Source organism: Streptomyces sp. NPDC002018 (genome assembly GCF_042890865.1).
Lineage (GTDB): Bacteria > Actinomycetota > Actinomycetes > Streptomycetales > Streptomycetaceae > Streptomyces.
This window is the reverse complement of the sequence record NZ_JBIASO010000028.1, coordinates 40540-59923: the sequence shown is the minus strand read 5'-3', so window position 1 is coordinate 59923 and position 19384 is coordinate 40540. Positions and strand designations below refer to the sequence as shown.

The 19384-nt window shown below is 73.3% G+C and carries 14 protein-coding genes; 7 read left to right on the top strand and 7 right to left on the bottom strand.

Annotated elements, in window-relative coordinates; genetic code table 11:
• From ACFYYH_RS31610 to ACFYYH_RS31600, 3 genes are all read left to right on the top strand, one after another.
• On the top strand, window positions 1-3066 hold the full coding sequence (locus ACFYYH_RS31610; RefSeq protein WP_388558372.1) for an AAA family ATPase: 3066 nt from the start codon (window positions 1-3) through the stop codon (window positions 3064-3066).
• Window positions 3056-5821, top strand: a complete 2766-nt coding sequence (locus ACFYYH_RS31605) for an ATP-binding protein (RefSeq protein WP_388558369.1) — start codon at window positions 3056-3058, stop codon at window positions 5819-5821. The genes ACFYYH_RS31610 and ACFYYH_RS31605 overlap by 11 nt, the downstream gene beginning before the upstream one ends.
• A gap of 401 nt (window positions 5822-6222) precedes the next feature.
• A complete protein-coding gene (locus ACFYYH_RS31600; protein WP_388558366.1) occupies window positions 6223-6906 on the top strand; it encodes a LuxR C-terminal-related transcriptional regulator in 684 nt (227 codons plus the stop codon).
• A gap of 537 nt (window positions 6907-7443) precedes the next feature.
• Here the strand turns inward: ACFYYH_RS31600 and ACFYYH_RS31595 are convergent.
• The gene (locus ACFYYH_RS31595) at window positions 7444-8163 is read right to left on the bottom strand and encodes a hypothetical protein (protein WP_388558363.1); all 720 of its coding nucleotides are present in this window, start codon (window positions 8161-8163) and stop codon (window positions 7444-7446) included.
• Between the two features lie 260 nt (window positions 8164-8423).
• Here ACFYYH_RS31595 and ACFYYH_RS31590 point away from each other — a divergent pair, with 260 nt between their 5' ends.
• Complete coding sequence (locus ACFYYH_RS31590; protein ID WP_388558360.1) at window positions 8424-10553, top strand: FUSC family protein; 2130 nt, start codon at window positions 8424-8426, stop codon at window positions 10551-10553.
• Between the two features lie 101 nt (window positions 10554-10654).
• Here ACFYYH_RS31590 and ACFYYH_RS31585 read toward each other — a convergent pair whose 3' ends face one another.
• Window positions 10655-11230, bottom strand: a complete 576-nt coding sequence (locus ACFYYH_RS31585) for a TetR/AcrR family transcriptional regulator (RefSeq protein ID WP_388558358.1) — start codon at window positions 11228-11230, stop codon at window positions 10655-10657.
• A 147-nt stretch (window positions 11231-11377) separates the two neighbouring features.
• On the opposite strand from ACFYYH_RS31585, the gene ACFYYH_RS31580 reads away from it, so the two are divergent.
• Window positions 11378-12244 carry an effector binding domain-containing protein gene (locus tag ACFYYH_RS31580; protein ID WP_388558355.1) on the top strand — a complete coding sequence of 289 codons (867 nt, stop codon included), beginning with the start codon at window positions 11378-11380 and terminating at the stop codon, window positions 12242-12244.
• Between the two features lie 157 nt (window positions 12245-12401).
• Here ACFYYH_RS31580 and ACFYYH_RS31575 read toward each other — a convergent pair whose 3' ends face one another.
• Together ACFYYH_RS31575 and ACFYYH_RS31570 are read right to left on the bottom strand one after the other, a co-directional pair.
• Window positions 12402-13367, bottom strand: coding sequence for a YihY/virulence factor BrkB family protein (locus ACFYYH_RS31575; RefSeq protein ID WP_388558352.1), 966 nt, complete (start codon window positions 13365-13367; stop codon window positions 12402-12404).
• A 134-nt stretch (window positions 13368-13501) separates the two neighbouring features.
• A complete protein-coding gene (locus ACFYYH_RS31570) occupies window positions 13502-14098 on the bottom strand; it encodes a TetR/AcrR family transcriptional regulator (RefSeq protein WP_388558349.1) in 597 nt (198 codons plus the stop codon).
• A gap of 103 nt (window positions 14099-14201) precedes the next feature.
• Here ACFYYH_RS31570 and ACFYYH_RS31565 point away from each other — a divergent pair, with 103 nt between their 5' ends.
• On the top strand, window positions 14202-15257 hold the full coding sequence (locus ACFYYH_RS31565) for an aldo/keto reductase (protein WP_388558346.1): 1056 nt from the start codon (window positions 14202-14204) through the stop codon (window positions 15255-15257).
• Here ACFYYH_RS31565 and ACFYYH_RS31560 read toward each other — a convergent pair whose 3' ends face one another.
• Entirely contained in the window at window positions 15258-16259 is a 1002-nt protein-coding gene (locus ACFYYH_RS31560) for a sporulation protein (protein WP_388558343.1), read from the bottom strand.
• 192 nt (window positions 16260-16451) lie between these two features.
• Window positions 16452-17381 (bottom strand): LysR family transcriptional regulator, encoded by a 930-nt coding sequence (locus ACFYYH_RS31555; protein ID WP_388558340.1) that lies wholly within the window; start codon window positions 17379-17381, stop codon window positions 16452-16454.
• A gap of 135 nt (window positions 17382-17516) precedes the next feature.
• Here ACFYYH_RS31555 and ACFYYH_RS31550 point away from each other — a divergent pair, with 135 nt between their 5' ends.
• Entirely contained in the window at window positions 17517-17945 is a 429-nt protein-coding gene (locus ACFYYH_RS31550; RefSeq protein ID WP_388558337.1) for a VOC family protein, read from the top strand.
• On the opposite strand, the gene ACFYYH_RS31545 is transcribed toward ACFYYH_RS31550, so the two are convergent.
• Window positions 17921-19306 carry a hypothetical protein gene (locus tag ACFYYH_RS31545; RefSeq protein ID WP_388558335.1) on the bottom strand — a complete coding sequence of 462 codons (1386 nt, stop codon included), beginning with the start codon at window positions 19304-19306 and terminating at the stop codon, window positions 17921-17923. The two genes, ACFYYH_RS31550 and ACFYYH_RS31545, sit on opposite strands and share 25 nt — an antisense overlap.
• Window positions 19307-19384: the final 78 nt, after the last annotated feature.

Genomic DNA, 19384 nt, shown 5'->3' with positions numbered 1-19384 from the left:
GTGTCTGGCCGGAATGACAAGGGTCCGAGCACCCGGTCCACGGTGTGGCCGTACGGTCCGGATCTTCACGGCGATGAGGTCCCGCTGCTCGAACGCGGGCCCGAGCAGTCGGTGATGCGGTCGGTGCTGGCCGATCTGGGCCGCGGGCGCGCGGCGGTCGTGACCCTCACCGGGCTGCCGGGGCACGCGCAGAACGCCCTGCTGCGCTGGGCCGCCCGGCTGGCCGGGGAGAGCGGGCTGCGGGTGCTGCGCGCCCGCGCCGCCCCGGCCGCGCGTGAGTCGCGGTACGGAGTGATCGTCCAGCTCCTGACGGCGTCATACGGACCGTCCCCGTCGGCGTACGGACCGTCCCCAACGTCCGCCCCGTCCCCAACGTCCGCCCCGTCCCCGGCGAGCGGCCAGGACCCGGCGAGCGGCCAGGACCCGGCCAGGACGGCGGCCGTGCCGGAACGTCTCACCGTGCCGGAACGTCCCGTCACGGCGGACGGGCCGACCTGGGCGGACGGGCCGACGCGGAAGGACGGGCCGACGCGGGGGGACGGGCCGGTCCCGCGCCCCCCGCGGGACCTGACCGGACATCATGAGCACGCCGAGGAGGAACCAGGACTCCACACGCTGCTGCGCTTCGCGCGGACCTCCCCGACGCTGCTCGTCGTCGAGGACACCCAGTGGCTCGACCCCGCCTCCCGCAACTGGCTGGAGACGCTGGCCCGCCGGCTCACCCCGGACACCCCGCTCGCGATCATGGCGAGCGCCGGCACGCTGTCCGCCGGCGTACCCGACCGGCTGAGCGGCCTGCCCTCGGCCCAGGTGCCCACGGAGCGGCTCGTGGTGCACGGCCTGAGCGAGGGCGGCGTCGCCGCGGCGGTACGGCTGGTCTGCGGCACCTCCGGCGACCGGCGCTTCGTCCGGGCGGCCAGGACGGCCACCGGAGGCAACCCCACCGCGCTGGACGCGGTGCTGCGGTGCTTCACCAGCCATGGCCATGAACCGGTGGCCGCGCGGCTGTCCGAACTGAGGACGATCGCCGCCGCGGTCGTCGGCGATCTCGTCACCCATGTGCTGAGCGGTCTGCCCGCCGATGTGACCACCCTCCTGCGGGCGCTGGCCGTCTGCGGTGATCTGCTGCCCTTCCCGCTCGTCTGCGCCGTGGCCGGACTACGGCCCGCCGACGGCCGGGATCTGCGCGCGATGCTGGAGGCGGCCGGTCTCCTCACCTCCGTGGGGACGAGGGCCCTGGTCCGCCCCCTCGTGCGGGCCCGTCTGCTGGAGGACATGCCCGCCGGGGAACGGGCCGCTCTCCACTCCCGGGCCGCCGAACAGGCCCACGAGGCCTCCCTGGGTGACCAGGACCTCACCCACCTCGTGCTCCGGTCGCCGCCGCTGCGGTCCCCCTGGGTCGTCCCCGTACTGCGCCGCGGCTTCGCCGCCGCCCTGCGCGACGGGAACCACGACAACGCCGTCGCGTGTCTGACCCACGCGCTGCGCGAACCGCTGGAGCCGGACGAGCGAGCCCGGCTGAACCTGGAACTGGCCGCCGTCGAGGCGGTCTCCGCACCCGAGGCGGGTGACCGCAGGCTGGGGGAACTCGTCCGCGCGGGCGGCGAAGTCCCTGCCGGGCTGAGGGCGCGGGCCGTCGACCTCGCCCTGGCCCGGGGCGACAGCGACGCGGTGCGCGGGTTCGCCGCGGACGCGCTGCATGCAGCCCGCGGTGGCGAACGGGACGGGCTGATCGCGCTGTTCTGGCTGGCCGAGGAGGCCAGGGACGACACCGAACCGATGGTGCCCGAGGTGCCCGCGCTCCCCGGCCGGCCCGTGGAGCCCGCACAGGCGGGGGTGCGGGCCTGGCAGCTCGCCGCGCGGGGCGAGGACCGGGAGACGGCCCGGGAGCTGGCGCGCGCCGCACTGGCCGGGGGCGGCCCCGGTGCCGCGCTCTTCCTTCCCCGGCTGGCCGCCTGCAAGGCGCTGATCATGGCCGACGAGTGCGCGGAGGCGGCCGTCGAGCTCAACGCCCTGCTCACCGCCGCCCGGCGCGATCACCTCCCCGCCGTGACCGCGCGGGTGCTGACCGTGCGGGCCGAACTGCATCTGCGCGTGGGGATGCTCGACGCCGCCGAGCGGGACGCGGAGGCCGCCGAGCGCGTGCTGCCGCCGACGAGCCGTCATCCGCTCGTCGCACCCGAGCTGATGGCCCTGCGGATCGCCGTCGCCCTGGAGGCGGGGTGCCGCCAGCGGGCGAGGACGCTCGGCGCGGCGCCGCCGCCCGACGGCGCGGAGGACGGCGTGGCCTGGGCCTCGCTGCTCCTCGCCAGGGCGCGGCTCGCCGCCGCGGACGAACGCTGGGCCGAGGCGCTGGAACTGTCCATGGAGAGCGGCCGGCTGCTGCTGCGCCGACGCTGGAGCAATCCCGCGCTGCTGTGCTGGCGGCCGCAGGCCGCCGAGGCCTGCCAGGCACTCGGCGACCGCGCGGAAGCGGCCCGGCTGAGCCGGACGGAGCTGGCCCTCGCCCGCCGCTGGGGCACGGCGAGCGCGCTGGGGCTGGCCGAACTGTGGACCGGGCCGATGACGGGCGCGGGCGGCAGACCGGTGGTCAGGGCCCGCGCCGCGACCCGCCTCCTGCGGGACTCGCCCGCCCGGCTGGCCCACGCGTGGGGGCTCGTCCGGCTCGCCGCCGCCGAGCTGGAGGAGGGCGACCGGCGGGCCGCCGCGCGTACCGCCGCCGAACTGTCCGCCTTCGTCACCGCCTATCCGTCGAGCCGGATCGCCGTGTGCCTGCGCCGGTTCGCCGAGCGGCTGGAACGGCCCGCCGGCCCGTCGCCGCCCGCGCCGCCCGCGTCACCGGCGCCGCCCCGCGAGTGGGCGACGCTGTCGACGGCCGAACAGCGCACCGCGACCTTCGCCGGGCGCGGACACGGCAACCGGGAGATCGCGGAACTGCTGTCGGTGAGCAGGCGCACGGTGGAACTGCGGCTGAGCAACACCTATCGCAAGCTGCGCATCACCGGCCGCGAGGAACTGTGCGAGCTGGTAAGGACCATGGAAGGACGGCCGACGGATGCTTCGTGAGCGGGAGACCGAACTGGCGTGTGTGAGCGCGGCTCTGAGAGCCGCCGAAGAAGGCACGTCGTCCTCGATACTCCTGTCAGGACCCCTCGGTATCGGACGGTCCGCCCTGCTGCGCCGGATGCCCGCCCTGTGCGCGGGCGAGGACGTACGCGTCCTGCGCGCCAACGCCGCTCCGATGGAACAGGACTTCGCGTCGGGTGTGGTGCGCCAGCTCTTCGACAGCCTGGTGGCCGGCGCCCCGGAGGAGGACCGTACGCGCCGGTCCCGGGGCACCGACCGCCTCACCGCGCCCGGCACCGCGGACAGCCGGGCCGCCGACGTGCCGGACGAGGTCCCGCCCGGTCCCTGGCCGCTGCCCGCCGGACTCGACCCGAACGCCCGGCTGCTGATCCTCGTCGACGACCTCCAGTGGGCGGACGTTCCCTCGCTGCGCTGGCTCGCCGGGCTCGCCCGACAGCCGCTCGGACCGCGTGTCGTACTCGTCTGCGCGCTCAGGGACGGCGAACCGAGGGCCCGGCACCCGCTGGTGCGCCAGATCGCCCACGCCGCCGTACGCGTGCTCAGGCCCGCCCCGCTCTCGCTCGACGCCACCCGGGCCCTGATCCGTGAGCGGGGCGACGGTCCGGGGCACGAGGAGTACGCGCGCGCCTGCCACGAAGTCTCCGGCGGCAACCCGCTGTTCCTGATGTCGGTCCTGCTGGGCACCGCGGCGCGCGGCTTCCCGCCGACCGCGGACCACCTCGGACAGGTGCGCGCCCTGCGCCCCGCCGAACTGCGCGAACGCCTCGCGAGCCATCTGCGCACCCAGGCACCCGACGTACGCGACCTGGCCACGGCGATCGCGGCCTTCGGCGACCCCGCCGACCCCGCGCTCGTCGCCCAACTGGCCGGACTCGACGAGACCGGGTTCGGCGCCGCGCGCCGCGCGCTGAACGAGACGGGACTGCTGACCGGCGCCCGGGAGCCGTGCTTCACCCACCGGGTCGTCCAGGACGCGATCGAATCGTCGATGACCCCGGCGGAGCGCGAACGTGCGCACGCCGACGCGGCTGATCTGCTGTACCGCAGTGGCCGCCCGGCCGAACAGGTCGCCTCGCGTCTGATGGCCGTCACCGGCCCCGGCCGCTCCTGGTCCGTGCCGGTGCTGCGGTCCGCGGCCGACACGGCACTGCGCCGGGGCGCGCCCCGGACCGCCGCCCGCTATCTGCGCCGCGCGCTGCTCACCCACCGCGCCCAGGACACGGGCCGGGCGCGGCTGCTGGTCGATCTGGCCACCGCCGAGCGGGGGTTCGACCCGGAGGCGTGCGCGCGCCATGTCGTCCAGGCGACACCGCTGCTGGCCACCGCCAGGGACCGGGCCGCGGCGGCGCTGCGTATCCCGCCGGTCCTGCTCGGCCCGGTGCCCCCCGCGACGGCCGGTCTGCTGCGCGCCGCCGCGGCCGAACTCGGCGCGCCCGCCACCCTGGACGAACCGGCGCGCGAGCTGGCGCTCCGGCTCGAAGCACGGCTGCGGCACGCCGGCCACGAGAGCCCGGGGGAGCTGGCCTCGGCGGACGAACGCCTGCGTGAGCTGGGGGAGGACCCCCCGCTCGGCTCGGCCGCGGAACGCGAACTGGTGGCGGTCCTGCTCTGCGCGGGCACGCTCACCGGCCGGCTCACCGCGGCCTGGGCCGCCAGGACGGCCAACCGCGTCCTGGAGCGCGAACCGGCCACCTCCGCGGGCGCCCGCACCGCGCTGCCGCTGGTCGTGATCACCCTGTTCGCCGCGGAGTCGTTCCGGGGCGTCAGTTCCTGGCTGTCGACCGAGCAGCAGACCCGGCGGCAGAACACGACCGGCGCCGACGGCGTACTCCTCTTCGCGGAACGGGCGTTGGTGCTCGTCATGCAGGGCAGGCCCACCCAGGCGCGCGAGTACGTCGAACGCGCCATGGCGGTGGCCGACGCGGAGTGGCGCGAGACCGCCGTTCTCGTTCTCTGCGCGGTCGCGACCGAACTGCGCGACCCGGCGCTCGGCGAGCGGATCCTGACGCGGGCGCACGGCGGCCGGCCCACGGGCCTGGCCATGACGGCGTCCCTGAGGATCCTCCAGGCATCGGTGGACGCCCAGCGCGGCCACCGCGCCAGGGCTCTGGAGAACCTGCTGGCCTGCGGCCGGCGGCTGGAGGCGTCCGGCTGGCAGAACTCGGCGCTCTTCCCGTGGCGGCCCCAGGCGATCGGCCTCCACCACCGGCTCGGTGACTCACGTGCCGCGCTGGCACTGGCCGAGGAGGAGCACGTCTGGGCCACGGCATGGGGAGCGCCGACGGGGCTCGGCCGTGCCCTGCGGCTCAAGGGCTGGCTCCTCGGCGGTCAGGGTGTGCCGCTGCTGCGCGAGGCCGTCGGCGTCCTGCGCGGCTCCACGCACAGCCTCGAACTCGCCAGGACACTCCTGCTGCTGGGCCGTCGGCTCGGTGGCGGGCCGGAGGCGGAGGCCGCCCTGCGCGAGGCGGGCGTGACCGCCGCGGCCTGTGGCGCCCCCTGGCTGGTCGAACAGGCGGAGCACGGGCTCGGTACGCCCGCTCCCCCGCCGCGGACCGCCGTGCTCACCCGCAGCGAACGCCGCGTTGTCGCCCTTGTCGGCCGTGGCCTCACCAATCAGGAAATTGCGGGTGAACTCGGTGTGAGTTCCCGGGCCGTTGAGAAACACCTTACGAATTCCTATCGGAAACTCGGTATCTCGGGCCGGCGTGAGCTGGCGGATGCTCTTCCCGCGTAGCATGCGAACACATATGTGTTAACGGCATGCTACGGACGGTGTGACCCGTGCGGCGGCTGCGTTCCATGGTTCGGTCACGGCCGGCCGGACAAACCTCAGGAGAACCTCAAAGGAGGCTCAATTGCGGGAGGGTCGCCCGGTCGGCCCCGTCCGGCATGCCGGGATTTACCCATCCCGTCTCATGGCCCTTGCGGACCGAACCTCCGCCGGGTACGACCACAGCTTTAGCCCGATGAACAGGGGACCTTGTTGACGCACGAGCGCGGAGTTACCTAGTCTCAATTCGGTAAATGGATAACCGGTCAATCAGCACAGGTAAGACCGGATATCACAGCTGTTTGACGCCTGGCGTCGTTGTCAATTCCCAGAGAACCGGGGGGACCCGAAAGGATGGCGGTCTCGTGGCGATTGCCGCGCTCGTAGACTCGGCGCAGCTCAACCCCAGCGAACTCGTACCCGACCACCAAGACCGCGGAGGTGCGGAGCAGTTCGACCGGGCGGGGCTCTGTATGGCCTCGCTCGACCCGGCCCTGACCGTCCAGCAGGCGAACCAGGAGTTCTTCCTCCGCTTCGGCGACTCCTCGGCCGATGTCTGCGGACGCAGCTTCCGTGAACTGGTGCACCCCAGTGTCCAGCAGCCGCTGATGCGTCAGTTCTCCCGGCTGATCGAAGGCAAACGGCAGCGGTTCGCCTCGCATGTGGTGGCCCTCGGGCCGGAGGACTCCGCGTTCGCGGGCACCCTGACTGCCGCGGCCGTCAGCGGGGACACCCCCGACGTGGCCGCGATCCTGGTGCTCATGCGCTCGTCGGAGACCACCGCCGACGCGGGCGTGCTGACCAACCGGAAGAAGATCCTGACCGAGATCGACGCGCGCATCCTCGAAGGCATAGCGGCGGGTCTGTCGACCATTCCGCTGGCCTCACGGCTCTATCTGAGCCGGCAGGGCGTGGAATACCACGTGACCGGTCTGCTGAGGAAGCTCAGGGTGCCCAACCGGGCCGCCCTGGTCTCCCGCGCCTACTCGATGGGTGTTCTCAACGTCGGCACCTGGCCGCCGAAGGTGGTCGAGGACTTCATCAAGTGACGCCACCGGGCCGCCAGGAGCGGCCCGGTGGTGCCGGTTCCGGGTCCCGCACGGCCCTTACCGCCCGCACAGAACCGTGGAGCCCCGTGGAGGGGCTCCGTGGCCCTGTGCGGGCTCTCGCGTTTTCTGCGCACACGGTACGGACGACCGCATGGTACGGACAAGGCGGCGCGGACCTTTCCCCGGGTATGTCCGCCTCCGTCGTTCCGGTGCCTGTTTGATCGAGCGAGGAGCCCATCGCAATTGCGTTCCGACGACCTGTTTTCCCGGCCGATGATTCGAACAAATTGACCGCCGCGTGGTTTTGCTCACCCGGAGATGTGGTTTTGCTGCCCGATTCGGATGGGGATTTCCGACAGGGCTTGACGGTCGGCCCCCGGGTGCTGCAAGCCGCGATCCGGTGCGCCATGCGCGTAGACGTGGTTTTCCCGGGGGAGTCACGACCGGTCTTTCCCGCACATCGCCCGCTATTCCCGGGAGTGACAGCCGAATCCGGACCGACGGCGACCGGAGCACCGTCGGCCCGCGCGTCGCCGCTCAGCCCTGGACGGCCTGATAAAGGCCACGGCCGGCACGGTGGGCCCGTGAGGAACCGACAAGGCGGTCGAGCGTGCTGCGTACGGCGTTGATGCTGCCGGGCGACTCGTCGCGCCCCAGCGCCTGCGCCACGTCACGGGCCCGCACAGGAGTGTCCCCGGCGTTGGCCAGCACCGTGAGGATCTGCTCCGTCAGACCACCGGCGGGCTGGTCCGCGGCTTCCTCGGCGGCGGCCGGGACCGCCTTCTTCGCGGTGCGCCGCTTCCGCTCCTTGGGGGCGTCCGCCGGTGCCTTCCGGCTCGTACGGGCCCGGGGAACCTTGGTGGGCGCGGGCTCCGATGCCGCCCCGGCCTCCGCGTCGGACTCCGTGCCGCCCTTCGCGCCCGCCGTCCCCTCGGCGGTCTCGTCAGCCGTCTCCTCGCCCGTCGTCGCCTCCGCCGCCGCGTCGGCGGAGCCTTCGGCCGATTCCCCGGCCGAGGTGCCGTGTTCCGTCCCCGGCTCGGTGCCGGCCTCCGGCGACACCGTCGGCGCCGGTACATGGGGAGCGGTCGACAGCGCCTGGAGGGCCGTCAGTGCGGTACGTACCGAGTCCAACCGCTCGGTGACCGTCGTCAGCTCGTTCTGGAGCGTCTGCTGTTGTGCTTCCAGCCGCGGTAGTTCGCTCAGGAGGAGCGCCGTGGTGGCCTCGATGCTGCCCGGTGTGCCGGCTACGGATGTCATGGTGTCGCCCTTTCGTTCCGGGTCACCATCCGACCCCCTCGGTGACCGCTGTACAGCAGACTAGAGTGTGTTGCGTTGGGGCGGCCAACAGACGGCGCGCCGTCGTTGTCGTCGTGCCACTGTCGTGTGCGGACATCCTCGCGTAACGGAACAGCAGTCCGGGTGACAAACAGCGCTGTTACGGTGGGGGTGCGCGGTCACCGCTGCCCGCCGGTCCCTCGTCTTTTTCCGCCCTGACCGGTCGGTCCCTCAGGAGTCCAGTGCGCGTCCCGTTGTCCTCCGTCGGTTCTCCGCGTGCCCGGCGCGCCGTTCCCGCCTGGCTCTCCCACCCGTTGGGCTGGCACTCCGCACCCGTCCCCCGCGCCGCGATGGTCCGTGGTGCTCTGGGCGCGGGGCCGCTGCTCGCCCTGGGCGTGAGCGCGGGACACCCCGGCCCGGCCGTCCTCGCCGGACTGGGTGCGATGCTCGCCGGTGTCAACGACCGGCCCGGTACCCGCCGTACCGGCGTTGTGCACATCGGACTGCCCGCGGTCGCGGGCGCGCTGGGGCTGCTGGGCGGCGGTCTGCTCGCGGCCACCGGGAGCCGCTGGGCCGCCGTGCCCGCGCTCCTCGTCGTGGGCTGGCTCTCCGGCGCGCTGAGCGTGGGCGGTCCCGTATGGTCGGCCGCCGCCATGCAGTCACTCGTCACCGCGGCGGTCGGCGCGGGAATGCCCCTGCCGGGACCGGCCTGGCTCAAGGCCTGCTGCTTCCTGGGCGGCGCGGGCTGGCTCCTGCTGCTCCGGCTGCTGCTGCGCACCCCACGGCCGGGCCGGCGGCACGGGACCCGGTGGGACGGTGAACTGGAGGCCGTCGCCGAGGTGTTCGACGCGCTCGCCGACGCGCTGGGCGCCCTCGGCGGCCCGGACGCCGAGCCCGCGCGCCGCGCGCTGACCGCGGCCCAGCACCGGGCCGACGAGGCGCTCCGCCTGATGCGGCTGCTCTCCTGGCCGGCGCGGCGCACCGGGGGCCGGGGCTCCGGAGGTGGCTCCGGGCAGGGCGCCGCCGCCCAGGCGTACCGGATCACGGAGCGCTTCGGCGCGGCGACCGCCCTCTGCGAGGCGGGGATCGCCCTGCTGTGGGAGGGCAGGCCGCTGCCCCGCCAGGTGTCCGAGGGGCCGCGCCGGCTGGCGGTGGCGGTACGCGAAGGATCCGCGCCCGGCGCCCTGCCGAGCCCGGCCGCCGACTCGGTCCAACGCGGCGCGTTCGACCGCGCGTTGCTCGCCGCCGCGGTGACCTTCGACCGTACGTCACCGGGCCGGGGGCGGGGCCGCGAACAGGGCTGGGGCCAGGACCGGGAGGCGGAGGACACGCAGGTCGGCACACCGGCCCCCGGGCGGACACCTCTGTCGCGCCGTGAGCGGGCCCACAGGGCGCGTCGCGCGCCGGGCCGCCGGCCGGTACGGCCGTGGCACGGACGTGTGTTCGCGCCCGCCCGGCGTGAGTACGGGCTGCGCGTGGCGCTGTGTGTCGCGGCGAGCGCCGCGGTCGCGCTCACCCTCCACCAGGAGCACTGGTACTGGCTCCCCGCCACCGCCGCGTTCCTGGTGAAGCCCGACCTGGGCCCGCTGTTCTCGCGGGTGGTGAACCGCGTCGCGGGCACCGCCACGGGAGTCGTGGTGTTCACCCTGGCCACGGCGGTGCTCGGCGGCAGTTGGTGGCCGGTCGGTGTGGTCGTGGCGGGCGGCGCGCTGGTCCCGGTGGCCACACGCCACTTCGGCTTCCAGACCGCGGTGGTGACCCTGCTGGTGCTGTCGTTCGTCCACACCGCGGGGGACACCGAGGCGACGGCGGCCCGGCTGCTGGACACCGCCCTGGCCTGCGCCATCGTGCTGCTCGTCGGCCACCTTCCCCCGCTGACGGACCCCCGGGTGCGGGTCGGCCACCGCTTCGCCGTGGCGCTGCGCCGCACGGAACGCTATCTGCGCCACATACTCGACGCGCCGGGTGCGCCCGGCGCCGTACCGCGCGGGGCGGACACCGTGGGGATCGCGCTGCGGCACGCCGCCTACCGGGCGCTCGCCGAGGCACGGGCCACCGCGGAGACGGCCGTCGCGGAGCTGCCGGGGCCGCACCGCGCCCACCGGTACGACTGGCTCGCCGCGCTGGCACGCGCCGAGCGGATCGTCGATGCCGCGACGGTGTGCGCCGTACGCGTCGAACACGGCGTGCCCCGGCCGCCGGCCGCCGAGATACGGAAGGTGACCGAGGCGCTGGCCGCGATGGCCGACTCCCTGGAGAGCGGCCGGGACACACGCCCGCCCGCGCTGCCCCCGGCCCCGCGCGACTGCCGCTCACTGGGAGATGTCATGCACCACCTGCACGGCATCCGGCTTCTGACCACCGCGGCCTGACGGCCGGCACCCCGCAACCGGCCTGGAACGAACCCGACAGGAATGAACCCGACAGGAATGGAATGGGCCCGACAGGAATGGACCCGGACGCGGTGGCGTGCCTACCGCCGGCGCAGTCCGTCGGCCAGGACCCGCAGATAGCGCTCCGCCGCCTCGTCGGGCGCGCTCCCCGCGATCCTGGCCGCGTAGCCGATCCCGCACAGCAGACTGCGTATGTCGGCGGCGTCGACACCGTCCCGCACCGCCCCCGCCGACCGCGCGCGGCGCAGCAGTCCGTCGGTGAGCGCGTCCAGCTCGGCCTTGAGCGCGGCCGTGTCCGGCTGCTCGTCGGCGGCCGCCGCGAGCACCTCGCGCACCCCGTTGTGTTCGACCTCCAGCCGTACCTGCGCGTACAGCAGCCGCTCCAGGGCCGTCCACGGGTCGGGCTCGGCCACGGCGGCGCGCGCGATGTCCAGCAGCTCGTGGAACGGTTCGAGCGCCAGCGTCTCCAACAGGGACCGGCTGCTCGCGAAGTGGCGGTAGACCGTACCGACGCCGACACCCGCTCTCCGGGCCAGTTCATTGAGCTGGAGCGGCAGTTCACCACGCTCCAGCAGTGCCCGCGCCTCGACCAGCAGTCGCGCTCTGATACGCAGCGAATCCGCCCTGCGCGGCGGTGGTGTCACGGTCCTTGCCACGCCTCCATTCTACCGAATCGGATCAGCCATCCCAAAGGATGACCCATCCGCTGACCGGCTGTCCCGACCGACGCGGGCACAGAATGCCGGGTCGGGCAGGGTGGGGCCTCCCTAGCGTGGGTGACCGGAAGGGAAGGAGGCCCGGGGATGCTCAAGGGGCTCAACGAGGCCATGGAGTACATCGAGCGGAACCTCGACCAGCGGATCGAGATGTCCGAACTCGCGCGGATCGCCGTCACGTCGGAGTACCACTTCCGTCGGATGTTCTCCGCGCTGGCGGGCATCCCCCTGTCCGAGTACATCCGCCGCAGGCGGCTCACCGTCGCCGGCGCCGAGGTGCTCGGCAGGGAGCACACGCTGCTCGACATCGCGGTGCGGTACGGGTACGGCTCGGGCGAGTCGTTCGCCCGCGCGTTCCGTGCCGTGCACGGCGTCGGCCCCGGCGAGGCGAGACGGACCGGCGCCACGCTGAGTTCCCAGCCCCGGATGTCCTTCCGTCTCATCGTCGAAGGGAGCAGCAGCATGCGGTATCGGGTCGTGGAGAAGCCGGCGTTCCGGGTGGTCGGCAGGAAGGCCCGGGTCCCCCTGGTCCACGAGGGCATGAACCCGGCGATCGCCGCGTTCGTGCGGAGCATCGGGAAGGAGACACTCCGGCGGCTGGAGGAGTTGTCGGACCAGGAGCCGCGCGGGATCGTCGCGGTCAGCGACAAGATCGACGACAGCCGGGCGGAGGGCACCGAACTCGACTACTACCACGGGGTGGTGACGCAGGCGGAGACTCCGCAGGACATGGAGAGCCTCACCGTCCCCGAGGGGACCTGGGCGGTGTTCGAGAGTGCGGGCGAGTTCCCGCGGGCGCTCCAGTATCTGTGGCGGGACGTGTACACGCAGTGGTTCCCGTCCAATCCGTACCGGAGTGTGCCGGGCCCCGAGATCCTGAGCGTACGGCTGTCGCAGGACGCGAGCACGGCCGAGGCGGAGCTGTGGATTCCGGTGGAGCCGGACTCACGCTGAGGGGCTGGTACCTCACGCTGAGGGACCGGTACCCCTCACGGTGAGGGACCGGTACCCCTCACGGTGAGGGGCTGTTGAGGGGGTACGGGGGCGAGGCGCCGCGGGTGCGGGCCAGGGCTGTGCGGGTCCGGACGCGCGGCGGCGTCGACCCCGGGCTTCACGGTCCCGGCCCGGGGTCGGGCTTCACGCTCTGGACGATTCCGGCGCGGGCGGCTTCGAGCTGAGCGGCGAAGGCTATGCCGAGGAACAGCGCGACACCCGTCAGATTGGCCCACAGCAGCAACGCGACAAAAGCCGTCAGGGGTCCGTACAAGGCGCCGAAGGAGCCGCTCTTGGCGACATAGAGAGCGAGCAGCCAGGTGGCCACGACCCACAGCACCAGATGGACCGCCGAGCCGAACGCGAGCCAGGTGTAGCCCGGTTGGTCCCGGCGAGGAGCCCAGCGGAAGATCACCGCCGAGGCGATCCAGGCGAGGGCGACCCCCACCGGCAGTTGCAGCACATCCCACCAGCCGTTGGTGGCACGGGACCAGCCGAAGGCCTCCACCACCGACTCTCCCACGGCCTCGCCCGCGACGAGCACCAGAAATCCCAGGACCATGGGCATACCGGCCGCCAGGGCGAGCAGCAGGGACCGGCCGTACTTCCTGAGGAACGGCCGGTCGCGCTCGATGCCGTAGATGCGGTTGGCGCCCCGTTCGACCTGCGCCATCGCCGAGGCCAGATTGAGAACGGCGAACGCCAGGCCCAGCCACATGGCGACGGCGCTCCAGACGCCGGAACCGGCACTGCGGCGCGTCCCGGACAGGGCGTCCCGGACGAGGTCCGCGCTGGCGCCGGGCACGATCCGGCCGAGGGTCAGCTCGATGATCCGGCCCAGGCTCTCCGTGTGCACGGTGGTGGCCACGCCGACCAGGGCGATGGTGAACGGCACCATGCCCAGCACCACTTGGAACCCGAGGGAGCGTGCGCTGGTGAAGCCGTCGGCGTAGCGGAACCGGGAGAACGCGTCCATGAGCAGGCGGCGGCCTCCGTACCGTCGCAGCGCGGCCAGCGCCTCGTCCCCGGAGAGTTCGTCCCCGATCATGTCCCTGGTCTGCGGGACGTGCACAGCGGTCCCCATGAGGTCGCGTCTCCTCGCGTCGTTCGCCCGGCGACAGCGTGACCGCCGCCGGGAACACGGTCCGCCTTACCTTCTCCCCGGGTACGCGGGATTCAGCCGTCCGGAACCCGGCCGACGGCCCCGGGCGGAACGCGTCAGCCGGAGGTCGCCGCGTCGAACAGTGCCAGGGCGGCCGCGCGCGCGTCGCTCACGGGCCGCGGGTCGTCGAGGGAGGTGGCCAGTGCCCTGGAGCCCTCGAACAGCACCGCGAGCTGGCGTCCCAGGGTCTCCGGGTCGGTGGCACCGGCCTCGCGCACGGTGTCGGTCAGCCGCCGGGTGAAGATCTCCTTGTGCCGGATCACCGCCTCGCGGACGGCCGGCAGCGTGTGCGCCGTCTCGACGGCGGCGTTGTGGAAGGGGCAGCCGCGCAGCGTTATGCCGCCCGGAGGGTCGGCGAAGACGCCCAGCAGCCGTTCACGAGGGGGGAGATCGGAGCGGGTCAGGACCAGCTCGCCCGGCGGCGCGGCCTCCTCCTCGAAGCGCCGCAGATACTCCTCCACCAAGGCGTCCTTGCTCGGGAAGTGCTGGTAGAAGGTCCGCTTGGAGACATGGGCGACCTCGGTGAGGCGCTGCATGCCGGTGGTGTTGATGCCCTCCTCGTAGAAGAGCTCGACCGCCGCCCGCAGGATGCGCTCCCGGGCGCCCCGGCCGCCGAGCGGCTGCTTGGTGACCTGGTCCGACGTGGTGTCCATACCTCGAAGCATACCGATCGTTTTACTTGGAACCGGGGGCGGTGTACGGTCGGCCCTCGGTATACCGATCGTTTTACTTCTCTGTTCCCCGTGGGAGGACGCCATGCAGTACACGACCTTCGGCCGCACCACCGGCCTTCGGGTGTCCGAGGTGGCACTCGGTACGGGCACCTTCGGTACCCGCGCGGCCGCCGGTACCGAGCCGGCCGAGGCACGCCGTATCCTCGATCGCTTCGAGGACGCCGGCGGTACCTTCATCGACACCGCGGAGAGCTACCAGGCCGGCCAGTCCGAGGAGATCCTCGGCGAGCTGCTGACCGGCCGGCGTTCACGGTTCACGCTGGCCACGAAGTTCGCCTACGGCGCCGGCCGCGAAGCGGGCGTCATGGCCACCGGCAACAGCCGCAAGAACATGGTGCGGGGTGTGGAGGACAGCCTCCGGCGGCTGCGGACCGACTACATCGATCTGCTGTGGGTGCACTTCCCCGACACGGTCACCCCCGTGGAGGAGATCGTTCGCGGACTGGACGACCTGACGCGGCAGGGCAAGATCCATTACGCGGGGCTGTCCAACTTCCCGGCCTGGCGCACCGCCCGCGCCGTCACCCTCGCCGAGCTGCGCGGGGCGGCCCCCCTCATCGGGGTTCAGTTCGAGTACAGCCTGGTGGAGCGCACCGCGGACCGCGAGATCCTGCCCATGGCCGAGGCCCTCGGACTCGGCGGGGCCCTGTGGTCACCGCTGGGCGGCGGGCTGCTCACCGGCAAGTACCGCACCAGCAGCGAGGGCCGGCTGACCGACTGGAAGCGGATCGTCCACACCGAGGACAGCCGGCAGAAGACCGCCGTCGTGGATGCCGTCCTGGCCGTCGCGGAGGAGACCGGCGCCCGCCCCGCACAGGTCGCCGTGGCCTGGGCGCGCGAGCGCGCGGCACGCTCCGTGACACCGCTCGTTCCCGTGATCGGACCGCGCACCCTGCCCCAGCTGGAGGACTACCTCGGCGCTCTCGAAGTCCGGCTGGACGCCGGACAGTACCGGCGCCTCGACGAGGTCAGCCGCGTTCCCCTGGGCCAGCCCCACGACGTGATCGCCTCCGAGCGCTCCGGGCTGCTCGGAGGCGATGCCGCGCGCTTCCGCGCGCCGGTCGTGCCCGTCGCCTGATCACTCGTCCTCGGAGCCCTCGTCCTCCTCGCCCTCGAAGGCGTCCCCGATCTCGTCGATCACCTCTGCGGCGACCATGCCGCCCACCACGCCGACCGCGGCTCCCGCGGCGGCACCGGCGATCACCGCTCCGGTCCCCGGACCGGAGCGGTGGTGCGCGCCATGGTGTCCGTCGTGAGAGGACTCATGGTGCGGGTACGGGGCGGGCGGGTACGGGGCGGAGTGCTCGCCGCGGCTGCCCACGAGTTGCTTGATCCAGCCGTCGACCTCGCTGTTCCAGTCCAGGGAGGACACGTCCTCGTGCGCGACCGTGAAACGGTTGAGCGTGTCGTGGCCGCCGGAGAAGAGGCCGGCGCGCCTGTCCGCCTCGATGACGACCTCCATCCCTTCGGACGTGGCCAGGAACGTCACCTCGATCTCGTTCAGCGCGTGCGCGTACTGGGCGGGCGGGGCCAGCTCCAGTTCCTGGTAGAAGGGGAGCCGCTGGCCGGTGCCGCCGATGCGCCCCAGCTCCAGATCGGCCGACCTGAAGCCCCAGCCGAGCTGTCCGAGCGCTTCCAGGACCGCCTCCTGAACGGGCAGCGGGGAGACGGCCAGCGGGTCGAGATCGCCCTTGTCCCGCGCCCCCGCCACCGCCAGCTCGGTCCGTACCCCCAGCACCACCCCGAGGGACTGGCCGTGGAGTTCGGTCAGCGGTGTCTCCCACGGGACCGTGACCGAGAACGGCACGGTGAGCTCCGCGCCCTCGGTCAGCCGGAAACCGCCGCCGACCGTGATCCGGTCGAAGACGACCGCGCCCTCGCTCTCCTCGTCCTGTCCCTCGGACTCGACCCCGGCCACCAGATCGAGAGTGATCCGCTCGATCTCCACGTCCGACTGACCGCCGCGCAGACTCACCTGACCGGACAGTGTGCCGCCCGGTACGACGGACGGGGCCGCCAGCACGGTGTCGACCGAGGGGCCGCCGACCCCCAAGGATCCGAGCAGCTTCTTGAACACCATCGGGCGTTCACTCCTTCATCTGGTGCGTACATGAGGCGTCGGTCCGCCCCGGGACGGACGGGCCGGGGGGCGGGACGTCATCAGAACTACCGCGGACGGCCGGGCGGTTCCCCATTTCCAGCCATGTACGGGCTCGTACGGGCGCCGCGCGCGGCCCGCCCGTATCCGTGTCCGCGGGCCCTCACGGCCAGTTCAGCGCGGCCCCAGCCGGCGGTCGAGCGAGCGGCTCACATACGGACACAGCTCACGGGTGGTGGCCAGAAACGATGTCAGTACCGGCGACCGGTCCTCCGCGCGGAACGACATCACCAGGTCGGGCAGCGCCACCCGGGGACTCACCTCGCAGAACCGGACACCGGGCCGCGCGGCCACCCGCATGCACGCCGGGCCGAGCCCCACCCCGATCCCGCACGCGGCCAGCCCGATGATGGTGTGCACATCCCTCGCCTCCGTCGCCCGTCCCAGCGCCGGCGCGTCGTCGCCGAGCAGCGCCCGCAGCCCCGCGTGGACGGCCGGTTCCTCGGCGGGCGGCGAGAGGATCAGATGGCGCTCCCCGAGCTGTTCCGCCCGTACGCTCGGCTGTCCCGCGTAGGGATCGGCGGAGCCGACGACGGCGAGAAGCCGGTCCCGGCCCACGGTGACCGAGACGAGCCCCTCCGAACCGGCACCCCGGGGCGCGCCCCGCCCGATGGCCACGTCCAGCTCGCCCGCGATCAGGGCCGCGGCGCTCCGGGCCGTCGACATCTCGTGCAGCCCCAGCCGTACACCCGGACGGTCGTGGGCGAACCTGCCCAGCACCGACGGCAGGAGCTCCAGCAGCGCCGAACCGACGAATCCGAGCCGCAGCCGGCCCGTCTCACCCCGTGCGGCCCGCCCCGCGTCCGCCGCCGCGGCCGCCATCTCGGCCAGTGCCCGGCGCGCCCTGGCCAGGAACGCCTCGCCCGCCGCCGTCGGAAACACCCCGCCGGCCGTACGGTCGAACAGCCGTGCGCCGAGCTCCCGTTCCAGCGCGGCGATCTGTTTGGACAGCGGTGGCTGCGCGATACCGACGGCCGCCGCGGCCCGGCCGAAGTGCTGATGCTCGGCCAGGGCGAGCGCGTAGCGCATATGTCGTGCTTCCACCCCCCGACCCTATGCGCGTGTGGACGTGCCTCCGCGCGTGCCCGCCGCGCCCACGGCGATACCCCACGGCTATCGCGGACGGCGTTGCGAGATATGCCGGTGGATGGCCCGCCGTCGCTCGGGTCGACTGGCTCCATGATCCTCAAGACCTATGCCCGGGTGTTCACCCACTCCATCGACGCCACACTGACCACGCTGCGCGCACTGGTCGGCCGTCAGGAAGACCTCCGGGTCGCCTTCGGTGACCTGGAGATCGCCGCCATCGGCGACTTCTGTGTCGTCGCCGGTACCGACGAGGCGCTCGCCCGCTACCTCGGTACGGTCGGACCGCTGATCGTGGACGATCTCGAAGCGGCCCGGACAACGGTCCTGCGGTCGGGTGCCGAGATCACGGTTCCCCACTTCGAGAGCGCGACGGGCACGGGCTTCTACGCGCGGCACCCGGACGGGGTGGAGTTCGAGTACGTCCAGTGGTACCCGGAGACCGCACGGAAGGTGTTCGGAACGCCCCGGGACACCGGACTGCGGACGCCGCGCGGTCAGCAGGTGCCGGGGCGGGCGTGAACCGTGATCCGGGCCTGGGTCACCGTACGGCTCCCGCACTCCTCGAAGTGGGCCCGCAGGGTCTCACGCTTGACGGCTTCCCCCTCGGCCGTCTCCAGCGGCTGGCCCGCCAGATCATGGACGGCGATGATCCGCCGGGCGCCCAGGACGGCCGCCCGGATCCGCTCCGGAGTCAACTCCGTGCCGTGCAGGGTGTCCGAAGCGACGGGGGAGCGCTCCAGCGCGAGATCCGACAGCCCCCGGAACGCCTCGGGGCGCGCGAGCGTCCATACCCGCCGGCGTGCGGGCATGAAGAGCACTCCGTCACCCGGCCGCGCCGCCTCCCGTACCGCCCGCGCCACCGCGTCGGCGTCGTTCTGACGGCTCTGCGGAGTCCGCAGATACACGCCCACCGGGAACAGCGCGGCCAGTGCCACCCCCGCCGCCGTCAGGGACACCGCCCCGCGCAGCGCGCGGGAGCGGTGGGCATCGCGCCGGATCCGGTCGAGCGCCGCACCGATCAGCAGGGCGAGCCCGATGGTGTACGAGAGGACATAGCGGTCGACGTAGAGCGGCCGCAGCGGGGTGAGCACGAGGAGCAGTACGGTCGGGAGGATCAGCAGCGGGAGCGCGAGCGTCCGCAACGCGACCGGCCCCCGCGTACCCGGCGGAGTACGGCCCAGCGTCCGGGCGCACAGCAGACCGAGCAGCGCCGCCACCACGAAGCGCGTCGTCTGCCAGGGGTCGGGAAAACCGATCCAGTTCACCTGGTCAGACTGGGTGGTACTGAAGACGGCGAGCGGAAGCAGCCCCGCGGTCACGCATCCGGCGGTGACGCACCACGCCCGGGTCACCGCGCGCGGCAGCCCGGAGCGGAACACCGTCGCACCGTGGGCGAGCAGGGTCACGACCGCCAGCTCATGGAGCAGACAGGCGGTCAGCAGGACCGCGCCGTAGGCGGCCCAGCGCGGTCCGCCCCCTCGGCTGATCGCGGTCAGCAGCAGACAGGTGGCCCAGGTGATCAGCGCGCACACCAGCGCGTACGAACGCCCCTCCTGCGCGTACCGCTGCACCGCCGGGATCAGCGGGAAGACCAGCCCGGCCAGCATCCCGGCGCGTGGCCCGGCGAGTGTCCGCCCGAGGAGCGCGACCCCCGCCGAGGCCGCGGCCACCGCCAGCACGGACGGCAGCCGCAGAGCCGCCTCGCCGCCGTCCCACAGGACGAACATCCCGTGCATCAGCAGGTAGTAGAGCCCGTGCACGGCGTCGGCGTGACCCAGCGTGTGCCAGATCCGGGTGACGCTCCGGTGCGCCACCTCGTAGGTGACCGCCTCGTCCGCCCACAGCGTGCCCTGCCGGTCGATCCCCCACAGCCCGAGCACCAGCGCCAGGGTGAACGGGGCGAGGACGAGGGCGACGGTGTGACGGGACGCCTCGCGTCGCGCCGGCGCCCCGAGCGC

Excerpts from the sequence above, each read along its gene's own strand:
- ACFYYH_RS31605 (WP_388558369.1), top strand. The coding sequence starts at position 3,056 with ATGCTTCGTGAGCGGGAGACCGAACTGGCGTGTGTGAGCGCGGCTCTG.
- ACFYYH_RS31595 (WP_388558363.1), bottom strand. The coding sequence starts at position 8,163 with ATGACATCCGTAGCCGGCACACCGGGCAGCATCGAGGCCACCACGGCG.
- ACFYYH_RS31580 (WP_388558355.1), top strand. The coding sequence starts at position 11,378 with ATGCTCAAGGGGCTCAACGAGGCCATGGAGTACATCGAGCGGAACCTC.
- ACFYYH_RS31575 (WP_388558352.1), bottom strand. The coding sequence starts at position 13,367 with ATGGGGACCGCTGTGCACGTCCCGCAGACCAGGGACATGATCGGGGAC.
- ACFYYH_RS31570 (WP_388558349.1), bottom strand. The coding sequence starts at position 14,098 with ATGGACACCACGTCGGACCAGGTCACCAAGCAGCCGCTCGGCGGCCGG.
- ACFYYH_RS31565 (WP_388558346.1), top strand. The coding sequence starts at position 14,202 with ATGCAGTACACGACCTTCGGCCGCACCACCGGCCTTCGGGTGTCCGAG.
- ACFYYH_RS31560 (WP_388558343.1), bottom strand. The coding sequence starts at position 16,259 with ATGGTGTTCAAGAAGCTGCTCGGATCCTTGGGGGTCGGCGGCCCCTCG.
- ACFYYH_RS31550 (WP_388558337.1), top strand. The coding sequence starts at position 17,517 with ATGATCCTCAAGACCTATGCCCGGGTGTTCACCCACTCCATCGACGCC.